The organism is Marinifilum sp. D714 (assembly GCF_030851345.1).
Lineage (GTDB): Bacteria > Bacteroidota > Bacteroidia > Bacteroidales > Marinifilaceae > Marinifilum.
Genome location: NZ_JALPNU010000001.1, coordinates 43,499 through 68,305, shown reverse-complemented (window position 1 = coordinate 68,305; position 24,807 = coordinate 43,499). Strand labels below are relative to the sequence as shown.

Sequence of the window (24,807 nt, the reverse complement as noted above, 5' to 3'; positions counted from 1 at the left end):
CTATACAACCAATATGATTTCAGTAAGTAATCTTAGAATTTTGATTTTGGATGATGAACAATTGGTTCGTGATGAGCTGAGTGAGTTTCTTATTGATCCAAATTTTCAAATTTTTAAAGCCAGTACGCCTTCAGAAGCTTTTGAGATTATAAATCGTAACGAAGTTCATATTGCTATTGTAGATGTTAATTTGCCAGAAATGAGTGGGTTGGAAGTTCTGGAGAAGATAAAGAAGGAGCATTCAGATATAGAAGTAATCATGATTAGTGGTTATAGTGAAATGGATTCAGTGATTCATTCTATGAGACTTGGGGCTTCTGATTTTTTCACAAAACCATTCCGTTTGAGAGATGTTGAACATTCTATTGAGCGAACAAAGAAATTTGTAAACCTGAACAAGAGTTTACAGGAAGTAAAAAGAAACTATTCAATTATATCGAAAGAATTTTATGAGGCGATGGGCTACGAAATTGTCGGGGAAAGTCGCCATATGAAAAATCTTATAAATTTAATAGGTAAGGTAGCCAAAACGGAAAATACATCAGTTTTAATAACTGGAGAAAGTGGCACTGGTAAGGAGTTGGTTGCCAGGGCAATTCATTATTTAAGTAGTAGGAAAGAAAATTGTTTCTATGCGGTGAATTGTAGTGCGATTCCGGAAACCTTGTTCGAAAGTGAATTTTTTGGACATACCAAAGGAGCATTTACAGGTGCTTCCGATACCAAAACAGGATGGTTTGAGGCGGCAAATAAAGGAACTCTTTTTTTGGATGAGATTGGAGATATGCAGTTAAATCTACAAACAAAGTTTCTGCGTGTATTAGAGGACCGAAAGATCAGAAAAGTAGGTTCTAATATTGAAATTCCCTTCGATACACGAATTATTGCAGCAACCAACCAAAATTTGGAAGAGCTAAGTAATGAAAAGGGATTTCGTTTAGATTTGTACCACAGGATAAGTTCTTTTGTGATTCATTTAGAGCCATTACGTAATAGAAAGGAAGATATTCCATTGTTATTGGATTATTTTGTGAAGTATTTTAATAGGATAATGGCTAAAAACATAAATGAGGTAGACGAAGCAGTTGTAAGAAAGTTGTTGGCCTATGAATTTCCTGGAAATGTGAGAGAATTGAAAAATATGGTTGAACGAGCAGTAATTATTTGTGATACGAATAAACTTGGGTTGTCTCATTTTCAGCTAAACGAGGTTAAGGAAAATTATTCAGATCATTACCATTATCCTTCTGAAGAAATTTTAGATTTGGAGTTGGTAGAGAAGAACTGTATTCTCAAGGCTTTAGAGCGTTCGAATTATAATAAATCTAAGGCTGCAGACTTATTAAATATCACCTGGCAATCATTGGATCGGCGAATCAAAAAATACAAAATAGAAAAGTGAAAATCTGGAATAATCCAGATTTTTTTTTGCATCCATTTTCGGATATATCCACATTTAATCTGCAGTTTTAAATAGTAAAACCAACAAAATCAATCAGTTCTTAAGGTTGTAAATGTTAATTAAAATTTGATGTCCGAAATTGGATAAAGCCATTTGAAAAACGTATATGCTGGAATAGCAGGATTTTACTCTTCTGTTTTAATATTCTTAAACTTTCATATCCGATTATGGATATTTTGTAATGTTGAAAAAGTAATCATGAAATGTGTTATTTGTCAGTAAATCAATGATATGTATCTTTTGGCATTTTGATTGAATGCTATTTACCGTTCTAATATCTAATTGATATGGGTGTTTTAATTTTGGAAGGAGATAGTTTTAAAATTCTTCCTTCATCAGGAAAGACAATGAATATTTTATTTATAAAAGAAAACAGATCGCTAATAGGTGAGTTGAAAGACTATATTCACAGTTTGGATGCACAAGCTTACTTTGCTGATAATCCAGTTGAAACTGAAATTATTCTTAATCAAACATCTATTGACTTGGTGATTGTTCCACTTAAAGCACTTTCTAATTTGGATATGCTAAAGTATATAAATGATCATTTTAAGAAAACAAAAGTTGTAATTACCGTTGATAGAGAAGAACAAAGTTCGAAAATAGGAAACCGTAAAACTTTATATACAAATTACGATCTGTTGCAAAAGCAATTAAGATTGTTTGACCTAAAAAAAGCTATTGGTTCCGGATTGGATTATAGTCCGAATTAATTGCTCTATTCACTTTAAAACCTAACCATGATTTGGTTAAAATTTGCAGAAAATTAACTTGGTGTGGGAGTAGGCAGTTTGCTTACTTCCCATCCGGTTAAAAGAAAGAAACAAACCTTAGTACTCAATTCTATTCATTTTAAAATAACAGTTATGACACAAGAAGTTCAAGACGATTTGGTAAGAATTAAAGAGAGACTTAGAATTCTTGATGACAAGAAGAAGAAAGTAGCCAAAATTATTGGAATAACAGATGTTTACTTGTCATATATTCTTAATGGAAAGAGACCTCTAACTGCTAATGTTAAATCAAAACTATTTGATTATTTGGGACTAAGCTAAATTTTTTTAGCAGTAGTCGTTTAACTAATATTAAAAATCAGGGATAGCTTCGAAATATTGAAATTATTACCTGATTTTTTTAATTGGTTTTTTGTTGTGTTCTGAAGATTATTATTTTGTAAATTGAGTGTAAGTGAAAGATAATCAAAGTTTAAGCAAAGATAAACAAGTTCTTAAAATTGATTCATGAGGCTAAAGGCATACATAGTAGTGGTGGTTTTGATTCTTTCTTCTTTCTCGGAGATATTTGCCCAAGGACGTGCTGGGGTATGGTATTTTGGCGAAAATGCAGGTTTGAATTTTAATGTTGACCCTGCGGCACCATTAACCGATGGAGCATTAAATACTGAAGAGGGATGTGCAACAGTTTGCAATCCTCAGGGCGATCTTTTATTTTATACTGATGGAATAAGGGTGTATAATAAAAATCATGCTGTAATGGCAAATGGAGATGGATTGGATGGAAATGTTTCTGCAACTCAATCTTCAATTATTGTGCAGCAACCAGGTAGTAGTGTATTGTATTATATTTTTACTGTTGATGCTCACCAAAATGCTTTAAGAAATGGTTTGAGATATTCAATAGTGGATATGTCAATGAATGGTGGTTTTGGACAAGTTACCACCAAAAACGTTGTAGTGTTTAGGAATGAAGTTTGTGAAAAGGTTACAGCAGTAAAGCATGTAAATGGTACTGATTTTTGGGTGCTTACTCATGAGTGGGGGAATAGAAGGTTTTTAGCTTATCAATTAAGTGCAGCAGGTTTGTCAGCTGCCGTTACTAGTTCTGTAGGTATAGTTCATAATTCTGACAGAAGATCTTCTATTGGTTATATGAAAACTTCACCAAATGGGAACAAGCTTGCTGTGGCAATATATACAGAAAATATGGTGGAATTATTTGATTTTAATTCTTCTACCGGCCAAGTGTCAAATCCAATACAGATTAGTAGTTATACTTCACCTTATGGTGTGGAATTCTCGCCGTCAGGTGAATTTTTGTATGTAAGTTTGTATACTCTTGGTGAACTGTATCAGTTCAATATTTCATCTAATAATCAGGCTAGCATTAATAGTTCAGCGCAACTGATAGGAAGTGGTGCATGGTATTATGGTGCATTGCAATTAGCACCGGATAATAGAATATATTTAGCCAAAACAAATAATTCAGCAACAAGTGGGAGTTTAAATTTGGATGTGATTAATAATCCAGATGTTGCGGGCGCTGGAAGTAATTTTGCGGCAGACTCGAAAAATTTATCAGGAAGAAGGTGTTGGTTAGGGCTGCCCAATTTTGTTACCAGTATTTTTAGTCTGGAATTTGCTTATCAATTCGACTGTGAAGGAGATGATACAGAATTTACCATTACTTCCGATTTAACCAATATTGCAAGTGCATCCTGGGATTTTGGAGATGGAACTTCACAAACAAGTAATGTAAATCCGTTTACCGTAACCCATGTTTTTCCTGCCTCGGGTATTTACGACGTTAATTTAGAGGTAAATTTAATTTCGGGAGGCACTGATAATGTAACACAGTCCATTGTTATAAATGCATTGCCAACGGCTAATGATCAAACTATTTCGGTGTGGGAAGATGTGATTGGTGGTGGTGTAGCTTCAGGAATTGACCTTGCTGCACTTGAAACAGCAATAAACGGAGGAACAGGTATTACTTATGCTTGGTATTCTGATGTTGGTTTAACAACTGTAGTTCCTGATCCTACTAATGTAAGTGCCACAAATGGTCAGCAATTTTGGGTACAAGTAGATGATGGAAATTGTACTGATGTTGCTGTAGTAACTGTAACGGTGAATGCTTTGCCTCAGGCTGTAGATCAAAACCCTGCAGTTTGTGAGGATAATTATAATTCTGGAATTGCTTCAAATATTGATTTAACTCAACTCGATAATTTAATTACAAATGGAAATGCATTACCCGTTAATTGGTTTCATAATGTTGGGCTAACTAACCCGGTTACCAATCCTACTAATAGAACTGTTTCCAACGGAGAAGTTTTTTATGCAGAGGTGTCTACTTCAACAGGATCAAGTGTTGCTACAGTAACATATACTGTTGAAAGCTTGCCGGAGGGCAATGATATAACGATTCAGTTATGGGAAGATACTTTTGGAAGTGGAACGGCATCAGGTGTTGATTTAACTTCTTATGATAGTGCTGTCTCTAATGGAAGTCCAGTTGTTTGGTACGAGGATGCTGCGTTTGCAAATGTGGTTTCTGGTCCTGGAAATATAACAGTAAGTGATGGTGATGTTTTTTATGCATTTATCGATAATGGTAATTGTACAAATCGTGGTAGTGTTGAGTTTGTTGTTCGTTCATCGCCTATAGCCAATGATCAGAATGTTAGTGCTTGTGAAGATATAGCAGGCAGCGGAGTTGCTTCAAATATCGATTTAACTGCCTTGAATGGGGCTATTAATGGTGGAACAACAAGTACTGTTACTTGGTATGATGATGCCGCCCTTACTGTATTAGTAACTGATCCCATAAATGCGGCTGTTAGTGATGGGCAGCAGTTTCATGTTTTAGTAGAGAGTGGAGGTGAGTCTAATACTGCAGTTGTTACATACTCGGTGTTGGCATTACCGATTGCCAATGATCAAAATATTACGGAATTTGAAGATGTTCCGGGATCACTGACGGCGTCTGCTGTTGATTTAACAACGCATAATAATGCCATAACTGGAGGGCAGTCTGTAAATATAGAATGGTTTTTAGATTCAGGTTTGAGTAATTTGGTGCCAAATCCAAATTCACATGACGTGACGGATGGTGATATTTTTTACGTTCTGGTTTCCAATGCAAGTTGTTCAAATGTCGCCACAGTGCAATTTTCAGTATTAAATACTCCTGTTGCCAGGGATGTTTTTCCTGAAGTATGTGAAGATGTTGCCGCAAGTGGTAGTGCATTTGTAGATTTAAGTATGCTTGAAAATCAGATTAATGAAGGGAATGGTGATGCATTTACATGGTTTTTTGATTGGCCAACAGAGCCTAATAGGTTGCCAACAAATCCTATTCCTGATCCAACGAATGTAAATGCAACAAATGGTATTAGATTTTTTGCCGCTGTTGATGATGGTTTAAATACGAATGTTGCGGTAGTAACCTATACGGTCTATGCTTTACCTACAGCATTAGATATTGTTGTTGATGTTTGGGAAGATAGTTTTGGAACGGGGTTGACAACAGGAATAAATCTTTTGAATTACAACTCTAGTGTAAATGGAGGAAGTACTTCCTCCGTCACTTGGTTTACGGATGCAGGTCTGACAAATGCAGTTTTGACACCGGATAATGTTAGTGCTGTTGATAATGATGCTTTTTATGCTTTAGTGCAAGGAGCTAATTGTTCAAATAATGGAAGTGTTACATTTAATGTAAGGCAGTTACCAGAAGCCAATGATCTACAAATTCAACTTTGTGAAGATAACCAAGGATCAGGGGCAATTGCTGGCTATGATTTGACTCAACTAGAACCAGCTGTAAACAATGACCCTGGAACCGTAAAGGAATGGTTTTTAGATTCAGGTTTAACGCTTCCTGTGCCGAATCCATCAAATGTAAGTGTAAGTAATGGTGATGATTTTTTTGTAAGGGTCAGTTTTGGAGTGGAAAGCAATGTAGGACAAATAGATTTTACGATTAACTCACTTCCTCAGGCTCAGAATTATTCCGTGGTTCTTTGCGAAGATAATTTTAATACAGGTGTTGTTAATGGTGAAGACCTTAGAATTTATGAGAATAATATCAGTTCAAGTCCTGGTATATCTTTGGTATGGTATTCCGATGCTTCATATACAAATGCGATTGTGAATCCAGGTAATTTGCAGGTTTCTGATGGCGATATTTTCTATGCTCGTGTTTGGGATGGAACTTGTGAAAGTTTTGGTGAACTTGATTTTACAATTATAGCATTGCCTGAAACCACAACCATAACAGAAAACCTATGTGAAGAAACTTTTGGAAGTTCAACCATTGGTAACATTAATCTTACTGATTTTGAAAGCTCATTAAGTCAGGACCCAAATGCTACGATTCAGTGGTATGAGGATGATCGTTTAACCATATCAGTAAATGATCCATCTAATCAAACAGTAAGTGATCAAAGTGCTTATTACGCATTGGTAACGAATAGCAATAGCTGTGAAAATACTGCCAGATTAAACTTTTTTGTGGATCCTTTGCCATTAGCGAATGATCTAACCATTGAATTGTGCGAGGATGAAGCTGGAGGAGGAGTGGTCAATAATTATAACCTGTCAGATTTAGATCAAAGGATATCTGGAGCAGGTTCAATTATATCATGGTTTGAGGATGTAGATTTATCTGATGCTGTGAATACCCCTTTATCGTATCAAATAAGCAATAATTTGACTTTGTATACTCAGGTTACTGATGGTATGTGTGAAAATTCATCCACTGTTAATTTTACCGTTCACGAAAGACCTACTTTTGATTTAGGTGTGGATACAACCATTTTTTATACAGAGAGCAAGGTATTGACTCCAGCAATTGAGATAAGGTTTTTACCTGGTACCTACTTGTGGCAAGATGGGGCTACATCATCAACTTATACAGTAACTGAGGAAGGAAAATACACTTTGGTATTTACAGATGTTAATGGATGTGTGGGAGAAGATGAGATTATGGTATATGTAGATCGATATAGGATTTTTGTTCCTAACGCATTTACACCCAATGGCGATGGGTTGAATGATACATTTGGTCCGGTAATTACAGGAGATATAGTAGGAGAAGAGATTGAAATGTATATCTATAACCGTTGGGGGGAAATGATTTATGAATTTACTGATTTAGGAGTTGGATGGGATGGAACCTATAAAGGGAAACCTGTAAATACTGGAGTTTATGTTTGGACTCTTATTATTAATGGGAAGTCAAAGCAAGATGGCTCCGTATCTTTGATAAGGTAAGATGTTAAAATGGAGAATTGTTCATATCATCATATTGATTGTGCTTTTGCAGAATGTCAAGGCACAGGATATTGAATTCTCTCAATTCTATGCCAATCGTTTGTACTTAAATCCGGCTTTAGCTGGATCAGAATTTGCTCCGGTTGCCTCATTGTCCTATCGAAATCAATGGCCGCAAAACAACAAACCTTTTGTAACCTATACAGTTTCTTTCGATCAGTATGTTGATATCATGCATGGTGGATTGGGACTTTTACTAATTCAGGATAATCAAGGAGATGGAGCAATTAAAACCACCATGGCTTCAGGTATGTATTCGTACTCCCTTAATATAAACAGAAATTTTTCGGTGAATACAGGTTTGAAAGCTACATATGTCCAAAGAAAGTTGGATTGGGAATCTCTGGTCTTTTCAGATATGATTGACCCTTTATATGGAGTAATATATCCAGGAAGAGAGATACAGCCAGGGAGTTTATCTCATTCTTATATTGATTTTTCGCTAGGGATAGTAGCAAATTATAAAAACTTTTACCTGGGAGCAGTTGCTGATCATTTATCAGAACCCGATGAAGCATTTGATAGTGATAACAATTCAGCTGTTTTGCCAAGGAAGTATACCGTTCATGCAGGAGCAGCAATTCCCATAGGATACTCCAGGGGTTTAATGAAAAGTGATTTTATGATATCACCAAATATTTTGTATCAAAAGCAGCAAGATTTTGAGCAAATTAACTATGGTTTATACTTTTCCAGAACCAATTGGGTTGTTGGTACTTGGTTTAGACAAAATTTATCGTTCGATTTTGATGCGTTCATTGTGCTTTTAGGATATCAAACAGACAGATTAAGAATAGGCTATTCATATGACTATGTAGTATCCAAATTAGTTAAAACCAACTCTGGTGCTCATGAGATTTCTCTAACATATTTATTAGGGAAAACTCGTACATCTTGTTCAGGATCACACTATTTTAAAAAGAAAAGAAGGATTAGAGCAATTCGATGCCCGAAATTTTAATGGATAAAAAAAGACCAATTGTCAAAGAATTATATTTATCTGTTTAAGTTTAATTAACTGGTTAACAAAAGTTAAGATTTCTTAAGAGAGGTCTAATGTGGTGTAAAACTTTATGAATTTAAAATTAGAAAGTATATATTTATATATTGTGAAGAAGGCTGATTATATAGTATTTAGAATGTTAGGTTCGTTAAGAAAAAAGACCTTATTGGTATTTGTTTCTTTATTATTTTGTTGTTCATTTTCAACTCATGCACAGCAATCCCAAAAAGAGAGAGATTCTTTGCGAACTTTGAAAATATTAAAGGATGCTTTGAACAGTGCTATGCAAAACAATTCAAGTACAGAGTCAGCTGAACTTGATATGGAAATCGATGGATTGATTATGGATGAAACCATATCAAAAGTAGGTCGGGATTTTTTTGATATGTTTTATGCAACTTGGAGTGCGCCTAAAAATGCTAAAAACTTTACAATTACTATTAAGGAAATGGTTTTGCCTGGGTTGGCAACTCAAATCACAATATTAGTTAATGATGAAGAGGTGTTTAAGCAGAGGGTTCAGCCGCGTAACGATATTATGGAACAAATGTCGAACTATGCAATATATAAAACAACAAGATATTTAAGCAACTACGAAAGAATGAAATCTCAACTTGATGGAGATGATCAGTCAGGTTCGGGTATTTTTTAACCTTAAAATGAATACACCATGAAATATTTAAAAGCAATAATCATAGTCGCTGTTTTTTTTCTGGTCCAACCTATTGGAACAATGGCGCAGGATTTTGTTTATACTCCAATAAATTCAAATTTTGGTGGTAATCCATACAATTACAATTGGTTGATAAACTCGGCAAAGCAGCAAGATAAAATCGAAGATCCTACTGCGCAGGATAGTTATCAGACAGATCCACTTGATGATTTTGAAACCAATTTAAATAGACAAATATTAAATCAGCTATCGAGTAGATTGGTGAGTCAAATTTTTGGTGAAGGAGGTGATTTGGAGACTGGTAGTTATAACTTGGGGAGCTATAAAGTAGATATAATGGAAGATGCGAGTGGTGTTACCGTTAATATTCAAGATATACGCAATGGAAACTACACTAATGTCGTCATACCAAGCTATTAAAATTACTACTAATCGTTATACCTCTTTAAATCTCTCTATATGAAAAGATTTATACCATTTTATCTGCTGTTAATTTTTATTATCAGTGGATGTGTACCATACTTTAATCAACCATTAACGGAACAGCGAGCAGAAATTGGCGCAGAAACTCCTGTTAGAAAAAACCTGGTCGGACTACCAGAACCACGTGAGAAAATCGTAGCGGCAGTATATAAGTTCCGAGATCAAACTGGACAGTATAAGCCTTCTGAGACGGGAGCAAATTGGTCGACAGCTGTAACTCAGGGTACAACCTCAATATTATTAAAGGCAATTGAAGAATCAGGCTGGTTTATACCTCTTGAACGAGAAGGATTGAATAACTTATTGAATGAGAGGAAGATTATTCGATCAAGTAGAGCAAACTATGCTGGTAAAGATGATAATACTCAATTGTTGCCGCCATTGCTGTTTGCAGGAATTGTTTTAGAAGGTGGAGTTATTAGTTATGATGCCAATGTAATTACCGGAGGTGCTGGTTTAATGTATTTTGCAGCTGGAGGTTCAGGCCAATATCGTCAGGATAGGGTTACCGTATATTTGAGAGCAATTTCTACTAGTAATGGTAGAATATTGAAAACAGTTTATACTTCAAAAATGATTTTGTCTCAAAAGGTTGATGCAAGCCTGTTTAGATATGTGAAATTTAAGAGACTTTTAGAAGCAGAAACTGGCTTTACTTACAATGAACCATCCGAAATGGCTGTGAAGGAAGCAATTGAAAAGGCTGTTGAATCCTTAATTATAGAGGGTGTTATTGAGGGATTGTGGGACCTTAAGAATCCAGAAGAGGTTAATTCTGATGTAATTACCAGGTATGTGGAAGAGAAGGAAGAAAATCAAGAGTCAGATTTCTTTGATCAACTGATTAGGAAGAGACGTCATAAATTTGGAATAGGTATTGAAGGAGGTTCATGGCTGTACATGGGAGATTATAGTCATACAGAAATGGAAGCCTGCGGAGGTGTATCCTTGTTGTACGACACCCAATCTTTTATGCAGTTTAAGGCAAGTATTACAAGAGGAGATTTGGCTACCACAAAACATTTCCAAAAAACCTTTAATTCTATTGATGTAACAGCAAAATATCGACTCTTGCCCTATAAGGATTGGACACCATATGTTGAGGGTGGTGTTGGTTTGTTCTCAGAGCATGATAAATCAGCATTTACATTTGATCTGTCAAACTCCATACATGCACAAGCAATTTATGGTGCAGGGGTTGAATTTTTACTCAACGATAGATTTGGATTAAACTTTTCAATCCTGAATCATTACATCTTCAATGATGAAGTAGATGGATTAAAGCAAGGACACTACAATGATTATTTTTGGGAAGGTAAAATAGGACTTAATTTTTACTTTGATAAGCTCTGGAAGAAGAACAATAAAAAAAGAGTAAGGAAGCAGAAAGTTAGGAAAAAACCTAAAAAAGAATCAAGTCCTACTGAATAAAATATTAACAATTTATGAACAGGTTAGAAGAAATTCTAACCTGTTTTTTTATGTGTTGAATATTTGAAAATAGATGCTGGTAATATATTGATTGTGCCATGTTTGTGGAGTTCTGTTTAATTTAAATTAACAAAACGACTTGATTTTAAAAGCTTTGTAATGTTTGATCAATATCTTTTAATAATTCATCATAGTAATTTACTGTTTGATGTAAACTAACATTTTATTTCCAATATTACTTTCTAATTTAGTTTTTGAATTAAAAACATAAATCATCAAATCGCACTTTAGTGGTGCATTAAATTAATTAAAACAATTCACTCAGGGAAACCTGAATTTCACTTTAAACCAAAAATTTCAAACCATGAAAAAGTTTTTATTTGTCCTTGCGACAGTTTTATTAACAGGAGCATATTCTTTTGCTCAGGTTAACGTTTCAAATGTTGAGCAATATGGCTATGATAATACAGCTGCAGTTCAGCAAGTTGGTGTTCTAAATATTAGTGATGTTTTCCAAGGAGGAATGGATAACGTTGCAGATATTAATCAAAATGGATTTTTAAATATGTCATTTGCTACTCAACTGGGTTTAGGAAATGAGGCATATGTGACTCAAGTTAAATCAAACTTTTCAAAAGTATTCCAATTAGGATTGTATAACAAAGCAACTATTGACCAGAAGGGGTTCAACATTTCTACAGTAAATCAGTTCTTTTCGGCAAGAGGTGTTGCAGATGTTAAGCAAAGAGGATTCTTAAATAGATCAGAAGTAAACCAGTGGTTTAGTTATGGTGAGTATGCAAAAGTAATGCAACATGGTGCTTTTAACTTAGCAGATATTGACCAGGTATTTGGTAGAGAAGATAGAGCTACTATTAGTCAGTGGGGAATGTCTAACAAGGCATATATCAATCAATTTGGTACTTATAAAAATACTGCTTTAGTTAAGCAACATGGTAAGAATAATTTTGCTGTTGTAGATCAAAAAGGTGGATGGTTTAATAACGCTGAAGTTGATCAACATGGAAGATATAACCGTGCATATGTTGATCAAATTTGGGGTGCTGGAAACGATGCTAACATTGATCAGCATGGTCGTCGCAACTATGCAAAGTCATACCAAAAAGGTGGATATATGAATGATGTTGATATTGACCAGCATGGTAGAAGAAATAGTGCGTATGCTAAGCAAGTTGGAGGATGGTTTAATGATTCTGAAATTGATCAGCATGGAAAGAAAAACTATGCAAAAACTGTTCAAATTCATGGTTCATCTAACGATGCAAGTGTAGATCAAAGAGGTAAATCAAATGATGCATTCATATTACAGAAGTTTGGTTCTAGAAATGATGCATATGCAATCCAAAGAGGTAAAGAAAACGAAACTGATATTAAGCAAATTAAAGGTTATAATAATACGGCTGTAACTTATCAGCATGGTAAATACAATGAAGCTGAAGTTACTCAAATTAAGGGTAGTAATAATTTGACAGCTGTTGCACAGCTAGGAATGTCAAACGATGCTTACGTTAAGCAAATTGGTGGTTCTCATACTTATGCGTTTATTGCTCAAGTTGGTGATTATAACGAAGCTGATGTATACCAAAAAAATAATACAGGAACTCTTGCTGCTATTGCTCAGTTAGGTGATTCTAATTATGCTGGAATTTATCAGGAAGATAATTTCTTAACTGCTGCTGCTATTGCTCAGATAGGTAATTACAATGAAGCTTATATTTATCAGGCAGAATCTGATTTCTCTTATGCTTCAATTTTACAGAATGGTAATGAGAACTTTGCTGCTATAGCTCAGTATGATGTATCCGGAAGTTCTGCAGTAATTGAACAAGATGGTGATAATAATGTTGCTTTATCTACTCAGTTTATTGGTTCTAATAATCATGCAAATACAAATCAAGTTGGTGATTATAATTTCTCAGCTACATTCCAGCATGGAAGTAATAACACAATTGATGTAGATCAGTATGGAAATGGACACATTTCATTTGTAACACAATTTGGTAATGGTAATACCGCAACTGTTAGCCAGTACAATGCAGGTATGACTCCAACTCCATAATTTTTATGAATTGATTTGATTGATTTATAATAAAAGTAACCGCCAAATTGCTGAAATAATGCAGTTTGGCGGTTTTTTGTTATCGTTTATTTTAAGACATTTTAAACATTTGTTTAAGTTTTCTTATGCTTTTTTAGACTCTTTAAAAATTAGTATGTGGAGAATACGGTTTAATCAATACTAATAACTCGTTGATGTAAAAATAAAGGTGTTTGGAAAGGCTTTTTTTTAATTTAGATAAAAGATCTACGAAGACTATAAGTGGTCTTCATGAGGTCGAATCAGAGCTCTTTATACTATACTAGATTTTATTTTAATTCACTTTAAAACCTTTAAAAAAATCAACCATGAAAAAATTATTATTTCTGGTAGTTGCTGTGGTTTTTGCAGTATCATCTGCATTTGCACAGGTAAACTACTCTACAGTAGACCAATTTGGTTTTGGTAATACAGCTGGTGTTACCCAAGTTGGATGGTACAACATGAGTGATGTTGACCAATTAGGACTTTGGAATGACGCTACAGTTGATCAAAAAGGATTGGCTAACATTTCTGATATCAATCAGTGGTTTGTTGGTAATTCAGCTATGGTTAGTCAGCTTGGCGTTCTTAATGTGTCGTATGTTGATCAGGTAGGTTTCTTTAACATGGCTTACGTTGATCAGATGGGATTGCACAACATTTCAAGAGTCTTACAGTTAGGTTTATTAAATATGGCAGGTGTTAGCCAAACAGGATGGTTTAATATGTCATACGTAAATCAGTTTGACTTCTTAAATACTGCTATGGTAATGCAATTAGGATTAGCTAACCTGTCAACTATTTTGCAGGCTAATCACAATAATATTGCTACCGTAGATCAAATGGGATTCTTCAATAGAAGTAATGTTCTTCAGTTAGGAGCATTAAGCAGTGCTCATGTTATGCAAATGGGAGTTCGCAACTCTTCTAACATTACTCAAATTTTACCAATTTTTACTGATGCAACTGTAATTCAGTATGGCAGAATGAATCGTTCTGATATTTTGCAAAGAAGAGGTGCATATAACAGTGCATTTGTAAATCAGTGGGGATTACGCAATAGTGCAAGAGTTACTCAATTTGCTGGTAGATTTAATACTGCAACTATTTCTCAGCTATATGCTTTCAATAGAGCAAGTGTTATGCAAATAGGAGGTTTCAGTAATGTTGCAAATATTCACCAAAATGGAATTTGGAATATGGCTTCAACCTACCAAAGAGGTGGTGTAGATAATGAGGCGTATATCATGCAAAATGGTCGTGCGAATCGTGCACGTACGGTTCAAATTGGTGGAGATCATAATGTATCAAGAACTTACCAAATTGGTACTCGTAATTATGCTTTTGTTGAGCAAATTCATGAATCGAAAGGTGATGTTGAGGTGTTCCAAAAAGGATACAGACACTTTGCTGATGTAACTCAGAAGTTTGGTTCAGGTGATCAAGCAACGGTTAAGCAATTTGGTGATCATCAAACAGCTTACATTTCGCAGCTTTATGGAACCAAGAATAAAGCTAAGATTACTCAGAAAGATCATGGAAACTTGGCAATCATCGATCAAATTGGAGGTAAGAAAAATAAAGCTAAAATTTTCCAAAAAGGTGAACACAACTTCTCATTTGTTGGTCAGTTTGGTGGCAAAAAATCAGATGCATTTGTTGAGCAAAGAGGTGACTTCAACAGAGGTTGGGTATTCCAGTTTGATCAAGAAGAAAGTTTAGCTGATATCTTGCAAGATGGTGATCGTAATGTTGCAGTAATTGCACAAATGGATGGAATGTATAATAGCGCTACTATTGTACAAACAGGTGATGATAATACTGGTTTGACTTACCAGTGGGGTGATAACAATACCTCATTCCTTGAGCAAATTGGTAATGATCACTTCGGTCTTGTAATCCAGAATGGTAACGAAAACTTCGCTGTTACTCAACAAGGTAATGCAGGTGTTGTATTCTCACCATGATCCAATAAAATTATCATGTGAAATTCCCACTTTAGTGGGAATTTCCTGATTAAAATCTTCACTAAATCGCTTATGCTTTATTTAAAGAAATACATTTGGTGCGCTCTGTTCTTATGTTTTAGCAATTTTGTAATTGGGCAGAATTATAATCAGGAAGACCAGCTTCTAAATCAATTGAATTATGGTCTTGCCAAAGCCATCGAAGGAGAAAATGTTATCTCTGCTATTCAATTTGGAAATGAGAATGAATTATTGATTTCTCAATTCAGTAAAGAACAGGTGGCAATCATCCAACAGGTTGGTGTTGAGAACATATTAGAGGCAGTTCAGAAGGGAAATCGCCAAATTATTGAGATTTTTCAGCAAGGAGATTTAAATTTTGTGGAATCTGCCTTAAATGGGAACAACATTTCCTCTAGCATTCACCAATATGGTGATAACAATTCATTGCAACAAGAAGTTATTGGGAATAATAAGAGCTTTGAAATTACACAAGTTGGAAATGACAATGAATTAATTCAAATAGATACCGGAAATACTACCAGAGGTTACAGTGTAAGTCAGGTAGGAAATGGTATGACTGTTATAATACAAAGTGGTTTGTGAATACAGAGCAGGTTTAAATGGTTGGGGTATCCTTTGGGATACCCCTTCTTATTTTAAGATATTTTATGAAGATTAAATAAATTTTTCATCAAATTATAGTATTTTAACGATTTCCTTATTGATTTTATATTAACTATTAGATATTTTTAATATTCGTAATCAATTACTATAAGATGATGCTAAGAACTTTTATGTTTGGAAGTTTATTGTTTTTGATAATTAATACTACTGCGGCCCAATCTGAAAAGGATGAAATGAAAGCTTGGATTAAAATAGAAGGTAAGATGAAGTGTCTTACAGTTTGTGCCAAATTCAAAAATGAGGGCAGTAAAACAATCGCCATTAACTACGTTCTGAAGACTAAAAAAGAAGGTCGATCAGGGAATTCAACTTCGATACAAAAGGGAAAATGTATCTCTCCAATTGATAAACAGCTTACCTTATCCGAAGTGAGGATGAATTTATCTCAGAAGGATAATTTATTTGTGAGTTTGTTCGTTTATCACAATAAGCAGATAGTTGCTCAAGATTCGGTTGTTTTACATGGAGATAATGAGTAAATTAAGAAAAATTAAAATAGCTACCGGAATATGAAAAAATTCTACACACTCTTTGGACTATTTTTTGTCTTTGGATTATTCATGTTTGTAATATCATGTAATGAAAGTACAGTGGAACCTGATCTGTATGGCTCAATAAGTGGAACAGTAAAGGCTTCGTCCGATAATTTACCCATGGAGGGCGTAACCATTACCACTAATCCAGGTACTACTTCAGTAACAACAAATGCTGATGGGGAATTTAGTATTGAGAAAGTGCTAGTTGGTGACTATTCTGTTACAGCAACTAAAGAAGATTATTCTTCACAAAGCATAAATATTAAGGTCACTGAAAATCAAAATAACTCAATGAGCTTTTTACTTACAGTAGCTCCTCTTGATGCTAAAATTCCAGATGATATTACCTATGTTTCTCCTGCTGATATTGAGGATGATCAAAGTAAGTTGTCAACAGAGGTTGAATTGAAATGGAGAAATGGAGAAACGGAAAAGGGAGATACTTTACGTTTTGATGTCATATTGTATGAAGGAGCAGATGACGCTGAAGGAACAAAAGTTGTGTCGAATATTTTAGATACCACTTACACAGTTAAGAATCTGAAATTTGAAACAACTTACCTTTGGAAAGTTGTGGCCAGGAATAAGGAGTTGGATGAAGTAGAAGGTAAGAAATGGAGATTTGCAACAGAAGACTTTCCTACAAATCCGTATTTATTTGTGAAGGATACATTGGATTCACGTGATATTTATTCTTGGGATTTGAAAGAAAATCATCTTGTACAATTAACTGATGGAGGAGGAGATGAACTGCATCCTAGTATTATGCCGGGAGGTAATTCCAGGATAGCCTATTCTGCTATGAAAGATGGAAAGTTTCATATTTTCACAATGGATTTAAAAGGTGAAAATGTTTTTCAAGTTACAGGAGATAAAGCTATTGAAGGAAATCATAATGATGGAGGAGGATTTGCTTGGTCTCCTACCGGTGATCAATTAATGTATGGGCACCATAATGAACTCAGAATTATAAATCAAGATGGAACAGGTGGTCGTAAAATTGCTAATGCTCCTGAAAATAGAGAATTCACCCAAATGGATTGGACATATCAGTTTAATAACCATAGTGAAGAGAAAATTGTGGCATTGGCACAAGGAGACCAGCCATTTGATAATGAAATTTACTTGATGAATCCTGATGGTAGTAATATGACTTTGCTTGTGGATAATTTAGAAGGAACCCTGTCTAATCCGCAATTTTCATTTGGTGGTGATAAGGTTATTTTTTCATTGGATTCATTGTACGAAGATGATAGAGGAATTCAAAAAGATGCCAGAATTTATAGTATAAATGTTGATGGCACTGGTTGGACAGATTTATCAGGAGATGATAAAACAGGTAATGATTTACAAGCAAGATTTTCAGAATCTGGGGAGAAGATAATTTTTATGAATGCATCTAATTCAGGTTCTCCGGAAAATGAGAAAAGAACAATTTGGACAATGGATCCTGATGGCAGTAATAGAGAACAATTGATTTTTAATGGGGAGATGCCAGATTGGTATAATCCGTGATATTAGTCCTGTTTAAATAATTTAGCATCTGGGAAATTCTCAGGTGCTTTTTTTGTAAATAAAAAAAGCCTTCCATTTGGAAGGCTTTTGTATTTTTTCGAAGTAAGATTAGAATCTTCTTTCTTTGATTCTTGCTTTCTTACCAGTAAGTTCGCGTAGATAGTAGATACGAGCTCTTCTAACACGACCTCTTTTGTTTACTTCAATTTTTTCAATGAATGGAGAAGTGAAAGGAATAATTCTTTCCACACCTACGTTACCAGACATTTTTCTAATGGTAAAAGTTTTAGTAGATCCTGTTCCTTTAATTTGGATTACAACACCTCTAAACACCTGAGTTCTTTCTTTGTTTCCCTCTTTAATTTTGTAAGAAACACTAATAGTATCACCTGCTTGGAATTCAGGAATTTCGATACCACTTTTGAAAGCTTCTTCTGCAACTTTAATTAAATCCATTGTTTTAATTTATTAAGGTTTAACGAGCGCAATATTCACAATTTAACTATAGATCTGCCAGAGATTACGCACGATTTCGCCGCAAAATTAATAAAAATATCTTAGGTAAAAAGGTATGTAATAGAATTTTTGTGAAAAATCAGATTGTTACCTTAAAATTGAATCTCCAAAATACACAAAAACGATTGTAAATAGGAGTCCATGCACTTGCAAGATCAGAAACCATTGCGTGCAAAAATCTTGTTGCACTTGTAATGTAATCAAAGTATCTGCTTATATACTCTGTATCCAGGAATGTTAGATTACCTAAAAAACATATAAGCACAAAAAAGGAGCCCTTAAGCTCCTTTAAAAATTGAAATAGTATTTCTTAGTGTGAAGCTCCTGAAACTTTTAGTTTGTCACCAGTTGTTTTCACAATTGTTTCGTAAAATTCTTTGCTGTAACCTGGTTGTTTCATTTTAGGATTCTGATTGTTACCATCTTTTTCTTTGATGTTTCCATCCATGAATTTAGCAAATAAGTAACCGTAGAATTCTCTCCACTCATCGGTAAGGTTATCACCTTGGTTGCATGAGAAATCAGTTAAGAATTCAACAGCAGCAGCTTCGTCAGTTTTAAACATACCTTCTGCAGCTAGGTCGATAATCTTAGTAAATGAAAGATATTTCTTTTCCAGAGCTTTTTGTTTTTTAGCAATTTCAGGGTGGATTGCGTTATAACGAGTATAAGCGAAGTTGGTTACTTGGTTGAATACCCAGAATGCAGACTTGTTTGTGAATTCCATCATTTTACCATTACCAACAGCGAACGACTTAGGTACTCTGGTGCTACCGCAGTACATTGGGAAATATACCGATGAAGCAGCATCATCTACTCCAAACCAGTTAATGCCACCTACAGCATCAGGTAACCAATTTCTTGATTGAGCAACGAAAGAGAAACCAGTTTGCTGAGTTGCAGTTGCACGCTCGTTACAATATGTTACGCCATCAACTTTCCAGGTTAGAGGTCTCCAACGGTAAGGATTTCCGTAAGGGCCAGCACCCATATCTTTAGCCATATCCAATTCGGTTCCTTCCAAGTGATTTCTCATGAAATCCATCACTTCAAGAACGTTGATTTTGTTGTCTGGCTTAATCCATAATGGCATACGATTGGTTGCATAACCTTTATCATCATGTTCAACCTTACCTTTACAGTAATCGAAATATTTATCCATTCCTTCTTTTACATCGTTAAAGAAAGACCAAACACGAATTTCACAGAATCTTGCAGCACCAAAATCTACTGGAGCATAAGTATCCGAGAAACTAAACTCTTTGTTCTTACCATCTTTTGGATAGTAACCTTTTTCTTTTGCAAATGAGATAACGTCTTTTGCATAAACATTGGTTACTTCTGGATTGAAGATTTTATCCATTTTATCTGAAGAGATAGAATTTTTTCCTTCCAATGGGAAAGTAGTAATTCTAGCTTGGTTTGCATGACCACTAACATATCCATCAGGAATCATTCTTGCTACCCAAACAGCACCTTTTTCTCCGTTACCTTTACCAATCATCTCTAAGATCCAGATTTCATTTTTATCAGAAATAGAGAAAGATTCACCTGAACTGTAATAACCATGGTTTTCTACTAATTCAGTCATCACTTTGATAGCTTCACGAGCATTTTTTGCACGCTGAAGAGTAAGGTAAATCAAGCTACCATAGTCGATTAAAGCTCCTTCTTGTTTACCAGTTCCTAGTTCTGATCTACCACCATAAGTAGTTTCACCAATTGCCAACTGAAATTCATTCATGTTACCAACTACAGAATAAGTATGTGGAACTTGTGGAATTTTACCAAGGTATTTTCCAGTATCCCATTCGTAAACATCAATCATTGTTCCTTCAGCCCAATCAGCAGCAGGACGGAAATAAAGTTCTCCGTACAATACGTGCGAATCAGCAGCGTAAGTAATCATGTTAGAACCATCAGTACTTGCACCTCTTGTTACAAGATAGTTGGTACAAGCTTGCGAAGTTGTTGTCGAAAAGACGATAATTGCCAATAAAAGAGAGGCAATTGCATAAATCTTCTTCATGTTTAAATATTTAAGTGAATTTAATTGCTATAAAATTTTCACGATTCCTACAAAAATAGGAAAAAATTACAAAGTTAAAGCTGACAAAAGTCTTTATCCGTAAAGTCTATGAATCGTGGTTTTTAATTGTTTTTCTGATTTTTCTACCAGAAAAATTTAGTTTGAAACTTGGTTTTATTGCCAAGCTTATCAGTAACTTCCAAATTCAAATCATGCTTTCGATTTGGTAATAATCTTTTTTTGTCGAATTTATAGAACAAGTGGTTGTTTTTAGCATCAAACTCGAAAAGAACCCATTTACCATCTATTGTTCCTTTATAGTTTTTAATGCCAGACAATTCATCTTTAATGGTAAAGGAAATTTTATCTCTTACTGATAAGTTCTTTAATTTAAAGTTTGTTCTCGGCTTAACAGTAGGTGGAATTGTATCCTGTACAATTGCAAAATCTCCAAAAACATTGGTTTTTGATTTTACCCATCCATTAATGTAAGCACCACCAACATTCGAAATTTTATCAGGTTCTTCTATTGTAGCAATGAACAGTTTGTTTTCATTTTTGAATGTTCTGTTTGGTTTTATAGCAATGGTGTAATATGTGTGAACAGGGGTTGTTCTTTTGTGTATTGAATGTATATCCGATAAGTAAGTGGAATCGGCTTTTTTTGAATACTTAAATTTAATATCTGAATAAAACGAATTGGTCGGGAACTTTAGTTCCAACTCATCTTTTTTGAAAATATTTTCATTGGTACAAGATAATAACTGGTTGAAATCAGATTGTTTAAAAGCTTGAGACGGTTCTTTAGCCTGCGCATACATTCTTAATTTAGCGAGGTTATTTTTTGTATCATAAGCTAAAAAATCAATTTTATATCTTGTTCCCGCTTTAAAATTGTAGATTCCACTATTGCTAAAGTAATTGTACATGGAAAGTTTATTGTTAGGCTCTTTAAAGCATTTGTGAATTCTTCTTTTTTCTTTAATATTTAAAGAATAGTCCATGTGAGAATTGATATAACGTGACTCGTCGAATGAAAACTCCTTAAAAGTATAATCGGTTAGTAAAGAATCATTCACCTTTACTTTCATTTTATAAATCCCGCATTTTCCCCAGGTGTTGTCCAAATAGTCGTTTACCTGAATGCCAAAGCCAATGTTTCCCGAAAGAATAATTTTAGGATCTCCTTTTAGGTGATAGGCATTGTTGTAATAGGTAACAGGAAATTTTTGTCGGGTATTCTTTCCATTTACGCTACTTAATGAATCCATTGGATAGACATACAGGTTAAAAATCTTTGGAGGAGTGGTATCTTTGATTTTAAATCCGAAAAGAAGAGGATTTAAAGGATGTTCAGATTTTGTATCTCTGATTTCGAAATGCAAATGAGGTCCGGCGGAAGATCCCGTATTTCCTGAGATTGCAATTATCTCTCCTTTTTTTACAGGGAATCTACCTTTCTTAAAATTCAGATCAAATTCAAAAGTGTTTTTACTGTATTGATGCGCCTTTACAAATTCATTAATGGTTTTATTAAAACCATCAAGGTGGCCATAAACTGAGGTGTAACCATTTGGATGATCAATATAAATTGCTTTTCCATAGCCACCTGCAGAAATTTTTATTCTGCTTACAAACCCATCAGCAATGGCATATACTTTTTTACCTGTGGTAAAAGTTCTAATATCAATGCCTGAATGGAAATGATTGTTTCTAAGTTCAGCAAAATTACCAGATAAGGTAATGGTAAAATCTACAGGTGATCTAAAGTAATTTTTAGGATAATTTTTTTGCTGAGCCGAAAGTGAATTTGGAGAAAGAAAGAATAAAATTGATAAAAAGGTGATTATGTTTGTTTTAATATGCTTCATTTTCTTGTAGTGTTACTCTTGTATTGTTCGTCAAAACTACAAAAAAAGCTTTTTTTTAGGAAGCTTAAGCCAAAATACAAACCAATAAATTTGATAATCTTCTCAGCAATGTTAATTTTGTAAAAGAAATTTAGAATGATGGATCAGGAATCAAACGAAATTATAATAAGTTTAAAGCAACGCATTGACGAACTTATTTCGTTGTACAAGAAATCCAAGGAAGAAAAGGAGACTTTAATTCATGAGAAAATGGAGCTTATGGAAAAAGTAGAAAATCTTTCGAGGGAAAAAAGTGAACTTGAACATCATTACGATACATTAAAGTTGGCCAAAACGTTATCTTCTAATAGTGAAGATTCTCATGAAGCTAAACTTAAAATAAACCGAATTGTGCGGGAGATTGATAAATGTATTGCTCTTTTGAACAGATAGAATTTGTTTATGGATAACAAACTTTCAATTAAAGTTAATGTTGCGGATAGAACCTATCCTTTGAATATTGATCGCAAACAAGAGGAGGTGATCAGAAAGGCCGCAAAAATGATTAATGAGAAAGTTATGCAATACAAACAAAGATATAAAGATAAAGATACTCAGGATTTTCTGGCGATGGCTTCTTTGCAATATGTAATTAAAGTGATTGAATTGGAAAATAAGACAGATGTTGCACCAGTGTACAATGAATTAAAGGCAATGGAGCGCGAGCTGAGTGAATTTTTGGAAAAAGAGTAAGAAAAAACGTTCTTTTAAATAGTAAAAGTAATAACCCGCATTATTCCTTGAACTTTTAACTTGTTGATATTGTGTGATTTCCTTTGGATTTGGGAATCGTTTGATATGATAAGCTTATTGGTTTGAGTGATGGTGCGGGTTATTTTGTGTATAATAACTAGTATTGACTTAATATTCTATAATATGATTGAAATAATAATAGGAATTCTTGCCTTTGTTGTAGGTGGGATACTTGCATATTTTATATTGCAAAAAGCTCTCAAATCGAAGAGCGAAAAAATAATACAGGAAGCTCAGACAGAGGCTGAAGTGATTAAGAAGGACAAAATTCTTCAAGCAAAAGAGAAGTTTTTCCAATTGAAGACTGAGCACGAGAAGCAAATTAACTCTAAAAATAACAAGCTTTTAGCTGCTGAAAATAAAATCAAACAAAAGGAAAATACCTTAAACCAAAGAATTGATGATTTTCAGCGTAAGAAGAAAGAAACTGATGCGATTCGTGAGAATCTGAATCATCAAATTGATTTGGTTGAGAAAAAGTCTGCAGAACTTGAAAAAGCTAAAAAACAGCAAATTGAGCAGCTGGAAGAAATTTCAGGCTTGTCTGCTGATGAAGCTAAAAACCAATTGATTGATTCGTTGAAAGAGGAGGCAAAAACTGAAGCCATGTCTTATGTGAATGAGATTATGGAAGAAGCGAAAATGTCTGCTAATATGGAAGCTAAAAAAGTTGTTGTAAAAACAATTCAAAGAGTAGCTACTGAAACTGCAATTGAAAATTCGGTAACCATATTCCATATTGAATCAGACGAAATTAAAGGTAGAATTATCGGTCGAGAAGGTCGTAATATTCGAGCTTTGGAAGCTGCTACAGGCATTGAAATTATAGTAGATGATACACCTGAAGCAATTGTTCTTTCTGGTTTTGATCCAGTTCGTAGAGAAATAGCAAGACTTGCATTGCACCAATTGGTAACAGATGGTCGCATTCACCCTGCAAGAATTGAGGAAGTTGTAAATAAAGTACGTAAACAAATTGAAGAGGAGATCGTTGAGACAGGTAAGCGTACTGCAATCGACCTGGGAATTCACGGTTTACACCCAGAATTGATTCGTTTGGTTGGTAAAATGAAATATCGTTCATCTTACGGACAGAATTTGTTGCAACACGCCAGAGAAACAGCAAACTTGTGTGCGATAATGGCAACAGAACTTGGATTAAATGCTAAACGAGCTAAACGAGCTGGTTTGCTTCACGATATAGGTAAGGTGCCAGATGATGAGCCAGAATTGCCACACGCAATTTTAGGTATGAAGTTGGCTGAGAAATACAAAGAGAAACCTGATGTATGTAATGCAATTGGTGCTCACCATGATGAAATTGAGATGACATCTATGATTTCTCCGATTATTCAGGCTTGTGATGCGATTTCAGGTGCACGTCCGGGAGCTCGTCGTGAGATTGTTGAATCATATATCAAGAGATTGAAAGATCTTGAGAACTTAGCATTGTCTCATCCTGGAGTGCTTAAAACATATGCTATTCAGGCAGGTCGTGAGTTAAGAGTTATAGTGGGTAGTGATAAGGTATCCGATAAGGAAGCTGAAACATTATCATTGGATATTGCACAAAAAATTCAGGATGAAATGACTTATCCTGGTCAGGTTAAGATTACAGTAATTCGTGAAACACGTGCAATCAATTACGCTAAATAATAAAGCAA

Annotated in this window: 19 protein-coding genes; 16 read left to right on the top strand and 3 right to left on the bottom strand. The window is 34.5% G+C overall.

The features are described 5' to 3' along the window. Positions 1-13 precede the first annotated feature (13 nt). From M0051_RS00285 to M0051_RS00225, 13 genes are all read left to right on the top strand, one after another. Complete coding sequence (locus M0051_RS00285; RefSeq protein ID WP_306739544.1) at positions 14-1,402, top strand: sigma-54 dependent transcriptional regulator; 1,389 nt, start codon at positions 14-16, stop codon at positions 1,400-1,402. 347 nt (positions 1,403-1,749) lie between these two features. Beyond that, positions 1,750-2,175 (top strand): hypothetical protein, encoded by a 426-nt coding sequence (locus tag M0051_RS00280; RefSeq protein WP_306739543.1) that lies wholly within the window; start codon positions 1,750-1,752, stop codon positions 2,173-2,175. A gap of 153 nt (positions 2,176-2,328) precedes the next feature. Then, positions 2,329-2,517, top strand: a complete 189-nt coding sequence (locus M0051_RS00275; RefSeq protein ID WP_054720643.1) for a helix-turn-helix transcriptional regulator — start codon at positions 2,329-2,331, stop codon at positions 2,515-2,517. Between the two features lie 186 nt (positions 2,518-2,703). After that, positions 2,704-7,479 (top strand): gliding motility-associated C-terminal domain-containing protein, encoded by a 4,776-nt coding sequence (locus tag M0051_RS00270; protein WP_306739542.1) that lies wholly within the window; start codon positions 2,704-2,706, stop codon positions 7,477-7,479. 1 nt (position 7,480) lies between these two features. After that, a complete protein-coding gene (locus tag M0051_RS00265; protein WP_306739541.1) occupies positions 7,481-8,500 on the top strand; it encodes a PorP/SprF family type IX secretion system membrane protein in 1,020 nt (339 codons plus the stop codon). Between the two features lie 112 nt (positions 8,501-8,612). Further along, positions 8,613-9,194: a CsgE family curli-type amyloid fiber assembly protein gene (locus tag M0051_RS00260; RefSeq protein WP_306739540.1), complete on the top strand. Its 582-nt coding sequence runs from the start codon at positions 8,613-8,615 to the stop codon at positions 9,192-9,194. Between the two features lie 18 nt (positions 9,195-9,212). Then, positions 9,213-9,635 carry a curli production assembly/transport component CsgF gene (locus M0051_RS00255; protein WP_306739539.1) on the top strand — a complete coding sequence of 141 codons (423 nt, stop codon included), beginning with the start codon at positions 9,213-9,215 and terminating at the stop codon, positions 9,633-9,635. A gap of 39 nt (positions 9,636-9,674) precedes the next feature. Then, a complete protein-coding gene (locus tag M0051_RS00250; RefSeq protein ID WP_306739538.1) occupies positions 9,675-11,129 on the top strand; it encodes a CsgG/HfaB family protein in 1,455 nt (484 codons plus the stop codon). A gap of 364 nt (positions 11,130-11,493) precedes the next feature. Further along, positions 11,494-13,209 carry a hypothetical protein gene (locus tag M0051_RS00245; protein WP_306739537.1) on the top strand — a complete coding sequence of 572 codons (1,716 nt, stop codon included), beginning with the start codon at positions 11,494-11,496 and terminating at the stop codon, positions 13,207-13,209. 347 nt (positions 13,210-13,556) lie between these two features. Then, positions 13,557-15,197 carry a hypothetical protein gene (locus tag M0051_RS00240; protein WP_306739536.1) on the top strand — a complete coding sequence of 547 codons (1,641 nt, stop codon included), beginning with the start codon at positions 13,557-13,559 and terminating at the stop codon, positions 15,195-15,197. A 72-nt stretch (positions 15,198-15,269) separates the two neighbouring features. Then, the gene (locus tag M0051_RS00235) at positions 15,270-15,803 is read left to right on the top strand and encodes a hypothetical protein (RefSeq protein ID WP_306739535.1); all 534 of its coding nucleotides are present in this window, start codon (positions 15,270-15,272) and stop codon (positions 15,801-15,803) included. 173 nt (positions 15,804-15,976) lie between these two features. Further along, positions 15,977-16,363, top strand: coding sequence for a hypothetical protein (locus M0051_RS00230; RefSeq protein WP_306739534.1), 387 nt, complete (start codon positions 15,977-15,979; stop codon positions 16,361-16,363). A 30-nt stretch (positions 16,364-16,393) separates the two neighbouring features. Then, the gene (locus M0051_RS00225; RefSeq protein ID WP_306739533.1) at positions 16,394-17,935 is read left to right on the top strand and encodes a carboxypeptidase regulatory-like domain-containing protein; all 1,542 of its coding nucleotides are present in this window, start codon (positions 16,394-16,396) and stop codon (positions 17,933-17,935) included. 108 nt (positions 17,936-18,043) lie between these two features. Here the strand turns inward: M0051_RS00225 and rplS are convergent, their stop codons facing one another. The 3 genes from rplS to M0051_RS00210 form a co-directional block, all read right to left on the bottom strand. Continuing rightward, complete coding sequence (gene rplS / locus M0051_RS00220) at positions 18,044-18,391, bottom strand: 50S ribosomal protein L19 (RefSeq protein ID WP_306739532.1); 348 nt, start codon at positions 18,389-18,391, stop codon at positions 18,044-18,046. Positions 18,392-18,761: 370 nt separating this feature from the next. Next, on the bottom strand, positions 18,762-20,480 hold the full coding sequence (locus M0051_RS00215) for a dipeptidase (RefSeq protein ID WP_306739531.1): 1,719 nt from the start codon (positions 20,478-20,480) through the stop codon (positions 18,762-18,764). Positions 20,481-20,623: 143 nt separating this feature from the next. Continuing rightward, the gene (locus tag M0051_RS00210) at positions 20,624-22,351 is read right to left on the bottom strand and encodes a M23 family metallopeptidase (RefSeq protein ID WP_306739530.1); all 1,728 of its coding nucleotides are present in this window, start codon (positions 22,349-22,351) and stop codon (positions 20,624-20,626) included. 135 nt (positions 22,352-22,486) lie between these two features. Between M0051_RS00210 and M0051_RS00205 the strand changes: the two genes are divergently transcribed. The 3 genes from M0051_RS00205 to rny all read left to right on the top strand — a co-directional run bounded on the left by M0051_RS00205 (position 22,487) and on the right by rny (position 24,799). After that, positions 22,487-22,783, top strand: coding sequence for a hypothetical protein (locus M0051_RS00205; RefSeq protein WP_306739529.1), 297 nt, complete (start codon positions 22,487-22,489; stop codon positions 22,781-22,783). Between the two features lie 9 nt (positions 22,784-22,792). Further along, positions 22,793-23,083, top strand: coding sequence for a cell division protein ZapA (locus tag M0051_RS00200; RefSeq protein ID WP_110361748.1), 291 nt, complete (start codon positions 22,793-22,795; stop codon positions 23,081-23,083). A gap of 183 nt (positions 23,084-23,266) precedes the next feature. After that, the gene (gene rny / locus M0051_RS00195; RefSeq protein WP_306739528.1) at positions 23,267-24,799 is read left to right on the top strand and encodes a ribonuclease Y; all 1,533 of its coding nucleotides are present in this window, start codon (positions 23,267-23,269) and stop codon (positions 24,797-24,799) included. The last annotated feature ends 8 nt before the right edge of the window (positions 24,800-24,807 follow it).